Raw genomic sequence first — 13,446 nt, forward strand, 5'->3', positions numbered from 1 at the left:
CGGGAGCGGCTCGCTCAGTCGTCCTTCCTCAGGCGCAGGACGCCGGCGATGTGATACGCCTCCGCCTCGTCCAGGGTCTCGTCGACCAGGAGTGCCTCCGCCAGAGCGTCCAGTTGGCCCCGGTGGTCGGTGAGTTTGCGGCACGCCTCCTCGTAGCACTCGTCCACGATGCGGCGCATCTCGCTCTCGATCACGTCCAGTGTGTGCGGGGCGGCGGTGAGGCCGTAGGCCTGCTGCACGTCGCTCGGGAGAGCCGAGAAGCGGCCCACCCGCTCGCTCATGCCCCAGCGGGCGACCATGCCGCGGGCGATGTTGGTGACCTGTTCGAGGTCGTTCTCGGAGCCGGTGGTGACGACCCCGAAGACCACGTGTTCCGCGGCCATGCCGCCCAGGGCGCCGATGATGCGGCCGCGCAGATACTCCTCCGTGTACGCGTATCTGTCGGCCTCCGGGGTCGACAGCGTCACCCCGAGCGCCCGGCCGCGCGGCACGATGGTGACCTTGCGGACCGGGTCGGCACCGGGCTGCAGCATCCCCAGCAGTGCGTGTCCGCTCTCGTGGTAGGCGGTGCGCCGGCGCTCCTCCTCGGGCATCAGCAGCGAGCGTGCGGCACCCAGCTGGACCTTCTCCAGGGCCTCCAGGAAGTCGCGCTGCGCCACCTGCTGCTGTTGCCGCTTGACCGCGAGGAGCGCCGCCTCGTTGGCGAGGTTGGCCAGTTCCGCGCCGGTCATGCCCGGGGTCATCCGGGCCACCTGAGGCAGGTCCACGTCCGGGGCGAGGGGCATGTCGCGGGTGTGGATCCGCAGGATGGCCTGGCGGCCGTCCCGGTCCGGCGGCGAGACGGTGACCACCCGGTCGAAGCGGCCGGGGCGGGTCAGCGCCGGATCCAGGATGTCGGCGCGGTTCGTCGCCGCGATGACGATCACGCCCTCGGACCCCGAGAAGCCGTCCATCTCCGTGAGGATCTGGTTCAGGGTCTGCTCGCGCTCGTCGTGGCCGCCCAGCGAGGCTCCGCCGCCCCGGATCCGCCCGATCGTGTCGATCTCGTCGATGAAGATGATCGAGGGGGCGGCCTTGCGGGCCTCGGTGAACAGTTCGCGGACACGGGACGCGCCGACGCCCACGATCATCTCGATGAACTCGGAGGCGGACGCGGAGAAGAACGGCACACCCGCCTCGCCCGCCACCGCCCGGGCCAGCAATGTCTTGCCCGTGCCCGGCGGGCCCGTCAGCAGGACACCGCGCGGCATCTTCGCGCCCATGCTGCGGTACGCGTCCGGGTTCCTCAGGAAGTCGACGACGTCGTTCAGCTCGCCCTTGACCTCGTCGATCCCGGCGACGTCCGCGAACGTGGTGCGTCTGATGCCCGGATGCAGCTCGATCGGCCTGGGGGGCGCCCTGCGGCCCAGCAGGCCTCCCGGACCGCCGAGGCCCGTGCGCACCCGGCGGGCGATGAAGATCCACACCGCCGCCAGGATCAGCAGCGGCAGCAGCGAGATCAGCAGATTGGACAGGAAGCTGCGTTCCTGCACCACCGGCTGGGCCGTCACGGTGACGTGGTGCTGGGTCAGGTTCTGCCAGAGCTTGTCGTCCGCGAATGCCGGGCGCTGCGTCTTGAAAGTGGTGTACTCCCCGCCGCCCGGCCTCGGTTGCGGCCGCTTCAGCTGCCCCTGGATCGCGTCGCCCTTGGCGTACACCTTGGTGACGTTGCCGCCGGCGACCTGCTTGCTGAACTCCGTGTACGAGATGGTCGCTTCGTGGGCCGCGGTGAAGTAGGTCACCGCGGCGTAGACGATGAGGAAGACGATGACCGCGGCGGCGGCGAGACCCCACCACCCGCCCGGCGCCCTACGGCCGCCGATCCGCCGGGGCGGCTCGTCCGAGGTGCCCTCCGTGCGCCACGGTTTGTCCGGGGTTTTCCGTGGTGGCGCCGCATCGGTCATATATCGGACGGTACGGCACCGGAAAGACCCCGGCATGCGCTGAGGGCGCCCCTTCGGTGAGGGACGCCCTCGGCGTCGGACGGCGTGAACCGCCGTACGGGTCAGCCCATGAACTTCTTGAACTCGTCCGGCAGCTCGAACTCCTGACCGCTCTGCTGCGGCAGGCCGAAGGCGCCCGCCTCCTGGGCCGCGGCGCGCCGGTCGGCCTCCTCCTGCTCCTGCTGCTTGCGCTTCATCGGGTTGCCGGAGCGCTGCTTGCCCTTGGCCTTCTTCGGCTGCTTCTTCGTCCGGCCGGGGCCCCCGCCCATGCCCGGGATCCCCGGCATGCCCGGCATACCGCCGCCCTGGGCCATGCGGGACATCATCTTGCGGGCCTCGAAGAACCGCTCGACCAGGCTCTTGACCGCACTGACCTCGACACCCGAGCCCTTGGCGATACGGGCCCGGCGCGAGCCGTTGATGATCGTCGGCTCCTGGCGCTCTCCCGGGGTCATCGACTTGATGATCGCGGCCGTGCGGTCGACGTCCCGCTCGTCCAGGTTGTTGATCTGGTCCTTGATCTGGCCCATGCCCGGGAGCATGCCGAGCAGCTTGGAGATGGAGCCCATCTTCCTGACCTGCTCCATCTGGGCCAGGAAGTCGTCCAGGGTGAAGTCCTGGCCCTTCTTGGACGCCAGCTTGGAGGCCATCTTCTGGGCCTCTTCCTGGCTGAACGTCTTCTCCGCCTGCTCGATCAGGGTGAGCAGGTCACCCATGTCGAGGATGCGGGAGGCCATCCGGTCCGGGTGGAAGGCGTCGAAGTCCTCGAGCTTCTCGCCGTTCGACGCGAACATGATCGGCTTGCCGGTGATCTGCCGGATCGACAGCGCCGCACCACCACGGGCGTCACCGTCGAGCTTGGACAGGACCACGCCGTCGAAGCCGACGCCGTCGCGGAAGGACTCGGCCGTGTTGACCGCGTCCTGACCGATCATCGCGTCGACGACAAACAGGATCTCGTCGGGCGAGACCGCATCCCGGATGTCCGCGGCCTGCTGCATCATCTCCTGGTCGATGCCGAGACGGCCGGCGGTGTCCACGATGACGATGTCGTGGACCTTCGTCCTGGCGAAGTCGATGGAGTCCTTCGCGACCTTGACCGGGTCGCCGACGCCGTTGCCCGGCTCGGGCGCGTAGACGGCGACACCCGCACGCTCGGCGACGACGCTGAGCTGGTTGACCGCGTTCGGGCGCTGGAGGTCGGCGGCGACCAGCAGCGGGGAGTGCCCCTGCTCCTTGAGCCACCTGCCGAGCTTGCCCGCGAGGGTGGTCTTACCGGCACCCTGCAGACCCGCGAGCATGATCACCGTCGGGGGCTGCTTGGCGAACCGGAGCCGGCGGGTCTCACCGCCGAGAATCGTCACCAGCTCGTCGTTGACGATCTTGAGGACCTGCTGGGCGGGATTCAGGGCCTTGGAGACCTCGCTCCCGAGGGACCTTTCCTTGATGCTCTTGATGAAGGAGCGGACGACCGGCAGGGCCACGTCGGCTTCGAGAAGCGCAATACGGATCTCGCGGGCCGTGGCGTCGATGTCCGCCTCGGAGAGCCGGCCTTTCCCGCGGAGGTTTTTGAAAGTCGCGCTGAGGCGGTCGGAGAGGGTATCGAACACGGCGGCGTCGGTCCTCGGGGTCGGGGTCGTTTTGGGTTGCCCTCCAGGGTATCCGGCCCGGCGAGCAAATCGTCCCCGGCCGCCCGTCCGGCATCGCACACCGGGCGCCGGGCGGCCGTGGCGTCATGCCCGCAACGTCTCCTCCAGCGCCCGTGCCACCGAGGCCGCCTCCTCCGCCGGCAGGGGCGCGCCTGTGGCGGTGGTCACATAGAAGGCGTCCACCGCGTTCGCTCCCAGGGTGCTGATGTGCGCGCTGCGCACGCGCACACCGCACTTCTCCAGGGCCCGTCCGATCCGGAACAGCAGCCCCGGGGCGTCCTGGGCCCGGACCTCGATCACGGTGGCGTGCCGCGAGGCCGCCGGGGCGACCGTCACCCGCGGCGGGGGCGCCTCCACTCCCCGACGGCGGGGATAGGCCGCGTCCCGCTCCGCCAGACGCGAGGCGACGTCCAGGGAGCCGTCCAGGGCCCGCACGAGATCAGCACGCAGCCGGGCGGCCTGCGGAAGCGAGCCGTACTCCGCCGCGACCCGCCAGTCGAGCAGCAGGATCGCGCCCTCGCAGACCGGCTCCGGCAGCTCCAGCGCCCGCAGCTCCGCCGTGCGGACGGTGAGGCGGTGCACGGCCAGCACGCCCGACACCGCGGGCAGTACTCCGGGCTGGTCCGGCACGGCGATGAGCAGTTCCACGCCGAGGGGCTCGGGCGCGACGGGCGGTTCCTCGGAGGGCGGCTCGGTCTGCGCGCGCAGACCGAGGACGGGCCCGCCCGTACGGAACGCCTCGATGGCGAGCCGCTCCTGCTCGACGGTGGGTGTGACGGCCTCCGGGTCGGCGGGCTCGTCCCCGGCCAGTACCGCCGCGACCCGCTTGACCAGGTCCGTCACCAGCGCCCCCCGCCAGGACGACCAGGCGGCGGGACCGGTGGCGAGCGCGTCCGCCTCGGTCAGGGCGTGCAGCAGCTCCAGGGTGCTCTGGGAACCGACGGCCTCGGCGACCGAGTGCACCGTCGAGGGGTCCTCCAGATCGCGCCGGGTGGCCGTCTCGACCAGCAGCAGATGGTGGCGCACAAGGCCGGCGAGGACGGCGACGTCGTCGCGGTCGAAGCCGATACGGCCCGCCACGTCCCGCGCGATGATCTCGCCCGCCACGGAGTGGTCGCCGGGCCAGCCCTTGCCGATGTCGTGCAGCAGCGCGGCGACCAGGAGGAGATCCGGCCGGCCCACCCGGCGGGTCAGCTCGGAGGCCTGCACGGCCGTCTCGATCAGATGCCGGTCGACGGTCCACAGATGCACGGCGTTGCGCTGCGGACGGCAGCGGACCCGCTCCCAGTCGGGCAGCAGACGGGTGATCAGCCCCTCGGCCTCGAGGGCCTCCCAGACCTCCACGGTCGGGCGCCCGGAGCCCAGCAGGGTCACGAGTTGTTCGCGGGCCTCGGCGGGCCAGGGCGTGGGCAGGGGGCGCGCGGTGGCGGCCATACGCCGTACGGCGTGCAGGGAGAGCGGAAGGCCGGCCTGGGCGGCGGCCGCCGCGGCGCGCAGGGGCAGTACGGGGTCGCGCTCCGGACGGGCGGTGCGGGCGAGCACCACCTCTCCGTCCTGTTCCACCACGCCTTCGGCCAGCGGGGACCGCTCGACGACCGGTTTGCCACCGCCGAGGATGGCCCGCAGCCGAGGCCGCACGGCCCGCGATTTGAGGACGCGTCCCACCTCGCGCCAGGTCACATCGCTCGCATACGAGATGACGCGCGCCGCCTCGTAGACCTGGCGCAGCAGCGTGTCGGCGTCCAGCAGGCCGAGCTCGGCCGCGACCTGGTCCTGCTCCTGCAGGGACAGCCGGTCCGTTGCGCGCCCGGTGGCCAGATGCAGCGCGTCCCGCACGTCGAGCAGTCTGCGCCGGGCGTCGGCCAGTCCCTCGCGCGGCGCGTCCGCGACCCAGGAGGCGGCCACCGCGCGCAGCGCCGTGGCGTCACGCAGTCCGCCCCGCGCCTCCTTGAGGTCGGGCTCCAGGAGGTACTGCAGTTCGCCCTGCCGCTCGGCCCGCTCGGCGCACAGCTCCCGCAGCTGGGGAAGGCGTTTCGGCGCCTGGTTGCGCCAGTCGGCGAGGACGGCGGTGCGCAGGCCCGCGGTCAGTCCGAGGTCGCCCGCCAGATGCCGCGCGTCCAGCAGGCCGAGCTGCACCTTGAGGTCCTCCCCCGCGGTCCTGCGGGCCTCCGCCTGAGTGCGCACGGAGTGGTCCAGGGCGATGCCGAGGTCCCAGACGGGGTACCAGAGGCGGTCGGCGAGCGCGGCGACCTCCTTGGAGTCGCCGCCGTCGTGCAGCAGAAGCAGATCGAGGTCGCTGCGCGGGGACAGCTCGCCGCGCCCGTAGCCACCGACCGCGACCAGGGCGACACCGCGCAGCCCTTCGGCCCCGGCGGTGAACAGCTGGGCGAGCCAGTCGTCCGTCAGCTTCGCCAGGGCCGCACGGCGCGGCGGCCCGGACTCCGCCCCCTCCTGGAGGAGACGCAGCCGGGCCGCCGCGTAGCCGCCGGGTTCCGAGCCCTCTGCTTCCGTACGTACGTCCGTACTCGTCACCCGGCGACTCCTGTTCCTTGGTGCCTTACAGCGCGTCCGGCCCACGCTCGCCGGTCCGGACCCGGACCGCCGTCTCCACCGGGAGGGACCAGACCTTGCCGTCTCCGATCTTGCCGGTGCGGGCCGCCTTGACGATGACGTCGATCAGCTGTTCGGCGTCGTCGTCCTCGGCCAACACCTCGATGCGGATCTTGGGGACCAGGTCGACCGTGTACTCGGCGCCCCGGTAGACCTCGGTGTGTCCCCGCTGACGACCGTAACCGCTCGCCTCGGTGACCGTCAGGCCGTGGACCCCGAAGGCCTGAAGGGCCTCCTTGATCTCGTCGAGCCGGTGGGGCTTCACGACGGCGGTGATGAGCTTCATGCGTCCACCTTCTTGCTCTGCGCGGCGGCCAGGACCGAGGCGGCGGAGCCGACGATCCCGCCGCCCGCGCCGCTGAAGTCGTATGCGGTCTCGGCGTGCTCGGCCTGGTCGATGCCGGACACTTCCTCGTCCTCGGTGACACGCATGCCCATGGTCTTGTCGAGGAGGAAGGCGAGAACCGCGGAGACCACCAGGGAGTAGGCCAGCACCGCGAAGACACCGGCGCACTGCTTCCAGAGCTGGTCGGGGCCGCCGCCGTAGAAGATGCCCTTGACGTCGGACTGTCCCTTGCCGCTCGCGAAGAAGCCGATGAGCAGGGAGCCGATGACACCACCGACCATGTGGACACCGACGACATCGAGCGAGTCGTCGAAGCCGAACCGGAACTTCAGGCCCACCGCCGCGGCGCAGGCGACACCGGCGATGGCGCCGACCGCGATCGCGCCGAGCGGGGAGACCGCACCGCCGGACGGGGTGATCGCGACCAGGCCGGCCACGGCACCGGAGGCGGCGCCCAGCGTGGTGAACGCACCGTGGCGGATCTTCTCGTAGGCGAGCCAGGCCAGCATGGCGGCCGCGGTGGCGATCTGGGTGTTGACGAACATCAGCGGGCCGACGCCGTCGTCGTTGCCGAGCCAGGAGCCGGCATTGAAGCCGAACCAGCCGAACCACAGGAGGCCGGCGCCGAGCATGACCAGCGGGAGGCTGTGCGGACGCATCGGGTCCTTCTTGAATCCGACGCGCTTGCCGATGACCAGGATGACGCCGAGCGCCGCGGCGCCCGCGTTGATGTGGACGGCCGTACCGCCGGCGAAGTCGATCACACCGAGCTCATAGGCCCAGCCGCCGGCTCCCCAGACCCAGTGGGCGACCGGGAAGTACACGATCGTGACCCACAGCACCAGGAACACAGCCCAGGCGGAGAACTTCACACGGTCCGCCAGGGCGCCGCTTATCAGGGCGGGCGTGATGATGGCGAACATCAGCTGGAAGACGGCGAAGACGAAGACCGGGATGGTGTAGCCGGGCCAGAGGTCCATCGTGCCGATGCCGCTGAAACCGACCCAGTCGGAGGTCCAGCCGACGATCGATCCCTTGTCGGTGCCGAAGGCCAGGGAGAAGCCGTAGAGCACCCACAGGATGGTGACGATCCCCAGGCTGATGAAGCTCATCATCAGCATGTTCAGGGTGCTTTTGACGCGGACCATGCCTCCGTAGAAGAAGGCGAGGCCCGGGGTCATGAGCATCACCAGGGCGGAGCAGATCAGCATGAATCCTGTGTTGGCGGACGACAGCTTGGGTGCGTCCGCCGCAAGCATGATGGCGGCTGGTGCCATCGGCGTCTCCTCGTCGGTTGGTACGGCCCCGTGCGGGCGAAGCCTGAGCGGTCCGGATCAGTGAGGGGTGGGCCGGTTATGCGCCATGAGACTGGCGCAGCGCCGTTTCCGTGGAAGCCCCTCGATGTTTCACCGCAGTGACGAAGGCGCCGAGCGTGTTACGCCTTGATGAACTACCGGCTGCCGACCGTGTCGGTCGTTCCCGTGACGCAATCCTCGACGAGGACGCGGCTTCGCGCCCTTCGGCGTGCGCCCGCTCCGGGCCGGCCGGGTGCCGTCGGGTGTGTCGTGCAGCGGTGGCGGAAAAGCAGGCCGACCGCGACGGCCATCCTATGACCTGGCATGGGGGAGCCGAGTCGGGCGGTTCGGGATGGCGGCCGCGGCCGGGGTCCCAGGGGGCCCTTGGACTGCGTGGGCCCGGGGGGTCAGACCGCGTCCGCGGTCTCCGGCAGATGGGTGGCGAGATGGTCGGTCAGTTCGACGACCTCCGAAAGATCACCGAAATCGCGTACAGCCGTGTCGACGGTCTTTCGGATACGCGTGTTGACGCGTTCGGAGCGCACCTTCTTCGCGATCTCCATGGACCGCCTGGCCAGCACCGCGCTCTCCTCGGGCTCGCGCTGAAGGAGATGCACGGTCGCCATGCCGATGAGATTGAGGGCGTACGACCGCTGGTGCTCGCTGTCGTCGGCGAAGCGCTCGACGGCCTGCCGCATCAAGGGCTCGGCGAGGGAGGCGTACGCGGGACTGCGGCCCGCGACATAGGCCAGATCACGGAACGAGTGGGAGTTCTCGGCGTAGAGCTCCGCCTCGGAGAAGAAGCGGATCCAGTCCGGCTCGGGCTCGTCGAACTCGAGCGCGTCGGCGAAGGTGTCCTCGGCCATCCGCACGGCCCGCTTGCACTTGCCCGGCTGGCCCATGTTCGCGTACGCGCGCGCCTCCATCGCATACAGCATCGACTGGGTGCGCGGGCTCGCACAGTCCCGGCTGCCGTACTGCGCCAGATGGATGAGCTCCAGGGCGTCGTCGGGCCGGCCGAGGTGGATCATCTGGCGGCTCATGCTGGAGAGGATGTACGAGCCGAGCGGCTTCTCGCCCGCCTCCTTGGCGGCGTGCAGGGCGAGGACGAAGTACTTCTGCGCGGTGGGCTGCAGTCCGACGTCGTAGCTCATCCAGCCCGCCAGTTCGGCGAGCTCCGCCGCGACCTTGAACAGCCGCCTGGCGGTGGCCTCGGTCTGCGGTTCCTGCAGGAGGTCGGTCACCTCGTGGAGCTGGCCGACGACGGCCTTGCGGCGCAGCCCGCCCCCGCACTGGGCATCCCATTTGCGGAACATCACGGTGGTGGTCTCGAGGAGGTCGAGCTCGGGCTTGGACAGCCGGCCGCGGCCGCGCCCGGGCCAGGCGGACTCGAGGTCCTCGCGCGGGGCGGCGGGGCCCGGCACGAGCCAGCGCTGCATGGGTTCGATGAGGGCCGGGCCCGCGGACAGGGCAAGCGAGCTGCCGAGGAAGCCGCGCCGGGCCAGCATCAGGTCGCTGCGCGAGAACTCGCTGATCAGCGCGACCGTCTGCGGTCCCGTCCACGGCAGGTCGATGCCGGACACGGAGGGTGACTGATGGGCGGTGCGCAGCCCGATGTCCTCGACGGCGACCACACAGCCGAAGCGCTCGGAGAACAGCTCCGAGAGGATCCGCGGGATCGGCTCGCGCGGGTTCTCCCCGTCGAGCCAGCGGCGCACCCTCGAGGTGTCGGTGGAGATGTGGCTGGCGCCCAACTGGCGGGCACGCCTGTTCACTTGGCGCGCAAGCTCGCCCTTGGACCAGCCGCTGCGCGCGAACCATGAGCCGAGCAGCTCATTGGGGCGCTTGTCAGCGTTCGTACCGCCTCCGCCGTTGTCGCCCACCGGAACGCCCCCATCCTTCACACCACTTGTGCGCTGTGTGCGCAAAGCCCTACCAGAATGCCGTTGAATACGGTCCCGCGTCCGCCAGTTCTCACTCGCCGGACGGGAACCTGCTTGCCCCCGGCATACCCACGAGTGCGTGCATCCCCAGGGTTTGTGCACTCAAAGTAATCCTACGATCACGCACCCAGCCATGGCGATTCCAGAAACGCCACCATTCGCCACCCCTTCGAATGAACTCACTGTGGCCTCCGCACGATTCACTTGACACATGACAGCCGGCAGCGGATGGAGCGGTGCACCCACCGGCGCACGCGACCGGACGCACCACCCGGCATGCACCTGGACGCCGTCCGGACCACACGGCGACCACAGGCGGATCGGGCACTCGGAGTCACGATCCCGTTCCGTCGCGTAACCACCAGCGCGCTGGACCCGTTGGAGGGGGCATGGGCTTCACGATCGGCGGCACGCGGGCGATCCGCGACATCAGGCCCGGCGCTCGGCGTCGGGGCCGCTCCTCGGAGTGCACGGTCGTGGCCGAGTACACCGGCCTGTGGGGCTGGGACGTGGTGCCCGGCGCACGGGCGGTCGCGGGTGCGTGCTCGTGCGGCAGGAGCGACTGTGCCAGGCCGGGTGCGCATCCACTGGACTTCGCGCCGGCCGTCGGCGCGGGCTCCACGCTCGACGAGGCGACCCGGGCCTGGGCGGAGGTCCCGGGCGCCGCGGTGATGCTGCCGGTCGGCCGGGCGTTCGACGTGATCGAGGTCGCCGAGGCGGCCGGCCGGCGCGCCCTCGTCCGGCTGGAGCGCATGGGCCTCCCCCTCGGCCCGGTGACGGCGACCCCGGAGGGCCGCGCCCACTTCTTCGTCGCCCCCGGCTCCGCTGCCGAACTGCCCGCGTTGCTGTACCGGATGGCGTGGGACGACACGGACCTCGACCTGCACGCGCTCGGCCCCGGCGCGCACATCACCGCCCCGCCCTCGGACCGCGCCGGCCTCGGCCCGGTCCGCTGGCTGCGCTCCCCCGCCCTCGACTCGGCGACGCGCCCACCGGCCGCGCGCCTGCTGATCGGCACACTCGCCTACGTGGCACACCGCTCACGCGCCTGAGCCGGCCGCGTCCCCGGCACGGCGGAGACAGAAGGGCCCCACTCCGTTCGCACCATGGAGTGGGGCCCTGATCGCTTACCGCGGTGAGGCGACCGTGCGCCTCGCGGGAGCCGTCAGTCGCCGATAAGCGCATCCACGAACGCCTCCGGCTCGAACGGCGCCAGGTCGTCGGCGCCCTCGCCGAGACCCACCAGCTTGACCGGCACGCCCAGCTCGCGCTGGACCGCGACCACGATGCCGCCCTTGGCCGTGCCGTCGAGCTTGGTGAGCACGATGCCGGTGATGTCGACGACCTCGGCGAAGACTCGCGCCTGGACGAGACCGTTCTGCCCGGTCGTGGCGTCGAGCACCAGCAGTACCTCGTCGAGCGGGGCGTGCTTCTCCACGACGCGCTTGACCTTGCCGAGCTCGTCCATGAGGCCGGTCTTGGTGTGCAGCCGGCCCGCGGTGTCGATGAGCACGACGTCGTAGCCCATCTCCTTGCACTCCTTGACCGCGTCGAAGGCGACGGAGGCGGGGTCGCCGCCCTCCGGCCCGCGCACGGTGTAGGCACCCACCCGCTCGCCCCAGGTCTGCAACTGATCGGCGGCGGCGGCGCGGAAGGTGTCGGCGGCACCGAGGACGACGGTGCGCCCGTCGGCCACGAGGACGCGGGCGAGCTTGCCGGTGGTGGTGGTCTTGCCGGTGCCGTTCACCCCGACGACCATCACGATGCCGGGCTTGGTGCTTTCGGGCTCGGTCCGGACGACGCGGTCCATGTCGGTGCCGACCAGCGTGAGCAGTTCCTCACGCAGCAGCCCGCGCAGCTCCGCGGGTGTGCGGGTGCCGAGCACCTTCACGCGCTCACGCAGCCGCTCGACCAGTTCCTGGGTGGGCTGCACGCCGACATCGGCGGTGAGCAGCGTGTCCTCGATCTCCTCCCAGGTCTCGTCGTCGAGGTGCTCGCGGGACAGCAGCGTGAGCAGCCCCTTGCCGAGCGCGTTCTGCGAGCGGGACAGCCGGGAGCGCAACCGGACCAGGCGGCCGGCGGTGGGCTCGGGGATCTCGATCGGGGGCGCCTCGACGGTGGGCGGCTCCTCGACGACGACGGGGGCGGAACCCCCTGGGAGGTCCACCTCCTCGATCGTCCGGCGCTCCTCGTCGCGCGGTGTCTCGGCCTCTTCGCCTACGTGCGGCTCGGCCGGAGGGGCGGTGATGTCGGGCGTCTTCGGGGGCGCCGGAGGCAGCGACTTCCGGCGCCGACTGCCGATGAGGAGCCCGCCGAGCGCGCCGATCACGACCACGGCGATGACTACAGCAAGGATGACGATTTCCATAACCCGTCCAGTATGGCGTGACCTACCGCTCGGCCGTTCGTTCTACGCGCGGGGTCTCACGGGCCCCGCCGGGCCGGTCCGGGTCCGGCCCCGGTTCGCCGGGAGCCCCCGGGTGCGCGATCACCAGCGACCGACGACCGCCCTTGCCGTCGCCGGCGGCAGCGGTCCGGGGCACGCATCCCTGGATGTCTGACGCATCGTCAGATAACGTCCCCCCGCACACCCTGCCCGGCCAAGGCTAAGGGGACCCGCCATGCCCGTCACGGTCGTACGTTTCAACCTCGTCGAGCCCGACGCCACACCGTCGTCGCTGAGCGCCCGCTACCGGGCCGCCCTGGAGATGGCCGCGTACGCCGACGAGCGGGGGGTCACCACCGTCCAGACGGAGGAGCACCACGGGGTGGCGAACAACTGGCTGCCCTCCCCGTTCACCTTCGCGGGAGCGGTCTTCGGCGCGACCAGCAGGCTCGCGGTGACCGTCTCAGCGGCGATCGGCCCGCTGCACGATCCGCTGCGCCTGGCCGAGGAGATCGCCGTACTGGACCTGCTCAGCGGCGGCAGGCTGGTCACCGTCGCCGGGATCGGCTACCGGCCCGAGGAGTACGCCCTCTTCGACGTCGACTGGAAGGCACGCGGCAGGCTTCAGGACGAGCTCCTCGAGACCCTGCTGAAGGCGTGGACCGGCGAGGAGTTCCCGTTCCGCGGCCGTACCGTGCGCGTCACCCCGCGTCCGTGCACCGAGCCTCATCCCCTGCTGCTGGTCGGCGGCTCCTCGAAGGCCGCGGCCCGCCGCGCCGCCCGCCTCGGCCTCCCGTTCTTCCCGAGCGCGCACCTGCCGGAACTGGAGTCGTACTACAAGGAACGGCTCGTCGAGTACGGCACCGAGGGCTGGACGATGATGCCCGCAGCCGAGACCCCGCTGCTGCACATCGCGGAGGACCCGGACCGGGCGTGGGCCCTCTACGGCCGGCATTTCCTGCACGAGGCGCGCACCTACGCCTCCTGGCAGTCCGGTGACATCCGCTCGGCCGTGAAGTCGGCGGCCACCACGGTGGAGGAGCTGCGGACGGAGGGCGTCTACCGCATCCTCACACCCGACGCGTGCGTTGCCCTCGGCCTGGACCACCACGTTCTGCACCCGCTGTCCGGCGGGATGCCGGTGGACGAGGGCTGGCGCAGCCTGCGGCTGTTCTGCGAAAACGTGCTCCCCCGGCTGGAGGACTGACCCTCGGGGGCGCCGAGCCCGGGGGCAG

Annotated in this window: 9 protein-coding genes; 2 read left to right on the forward strand and 7 right to left on the reverse strand. The window is 71.0% G+C overall.

Translation table 11 applies throughout. The features are described from left to right. Positions 1 to 14 precede the first annotated feature (14 nt). The 6 genes from ftsH to nsdA form a co-directional block, all read right to left on the reverse strand. A complete protein-coding gene (ftsH, locus tag ACSHXN_RS13135) occupies positions 15 to 1,943 on the reverse strand; it encodes an ATP-dependent zinc metalloprotease FtsH (protein WP_383358332.1) in 1,929 nt (642 codons plus the stop codon). A gap of 101 nt (positions 1,944 to 2,044) precedes the next feature. Next, on the reverse strand, positions 2,045 to 3,592 hold the full coding sequence (ffh, locus tag ACSHXN_RS13140) for a signal recognition particle protein (protein ID WP_355131834.1): 1,548 nt from the start codon (positions 3,590 to 3,592) through the stop codon (positions 2,045 to 2,047). Between the two features lie 123 nt (positions 3,593 to 3,715). Further along, positions 3,716 to 6,163, reverse strand: a complete 2,448-nt coding sequence (locus ACSHXN_RS13145; RefSeq protein ID WP_438303156.1) for a [protein-PII] uridylyltransferase — start codon at positions 6,161 to 6,163, stop codon at positions 3,716 to 3,718. A gap of 25 nt (positions 6,164 to 6,188) precedes the next feature. After that, positions 6,189 to 6,527: a P-II family nitrogen regulator gene (locus ACSHXN_RS13150; protein ID WP_003997576.1), complete on the reverse strand. Its 339-nt coding sequence runs from the start codon at positions 6,525 to 6,527 to the stop codon at positions 6,189 to 6,191. Further along, complete coding sequence (locus ACSHXN_RS13155) at positions 6,524 to 7,864, reverse strand: ammonium transporter (protein ID WP_355131832.1); 1,341 nt, start codon at positions 7,862 to 7,864, stop codon at positions 6,524 to 6,526. Before ACSHXN_RS13155 ends, ACSHXN_RS13150 begins: the two co-directional genes overlap by 4 nt. 425 nt (positions 7,865 to 8,289) lie before the next feature. Then, complete coding sequence (gene nsdA / locus ACSHXN_RS13160; RefSeq protein ID WP_355131831.1) at positions 8,290 to 9,765, reverse strand: transcriptional repressor NsdA; 1,476 nt, start codon at positions 9,763 to 9,765, stop codon at positions 8,290 to 8,292. 449 nt (positions 9,766 to 10,214) lie between these two features. Here nsdA and ACSHXN_RS13165 point away from each other — a divergent pair, with 449 nt between their 5' ends. Then, complete coding sequence (locus ACSHXN_RS13165; RefSeq protein WP_355131830.1) at positions 10,215 to 10,877, forward strand: bifunctional DNA primase/polymerase; 663 nt, start codon at positions 10,215 to 10,217, stop codon at positions 10,875 to 10,877. 113 nt (positions 10,878 to 10,990) lie between these two features. Here the strand turns inward: ACSHXN_RS13165 and ftsY are convergent, their stop codons facing one another. Beyond that, complete coding sequence (gene ftsY, locus ACSHXN_RS13170; protein WP_355131829.1) at positions 10,991 to 12,193, reverse strand: signal recognition particle-docking protein FtsY; 1,203 nt, start codon at positions 12,191 to 12,193, stop codon at positions 10,991 to 10,993. A 253-nt stretch (positions 12,194 to 12,446) separates the two neighbouring features. Here ftsY and ACSHXN_RS13175 point away from each other — a divergent pair, with 253 nt between their 5' ends. Then, a complete protein-coding gene (locus ACSHXN_RS13175) occupies positions 12,447 to 13,418 on the forward strand; it encodes an LLM class flavin-dependent oxidoreductase (RefSeq protein WP_356111017.1) in 972 nt (323 codons plus the stop codon). Positions 13,419 to 13,446: the final 28 nt, after the last annotated feature.

Source organism: Streptomyces sp. HUAS TT11, from assembly GCF_051553595.1.
In the GTDB taxonomy this organism is placed as follows: domain Bacteria; phylum Actinomycetota; class Actinomycetes; order Streptomycetales; family Streptomycetaceae; genus Streptomyces.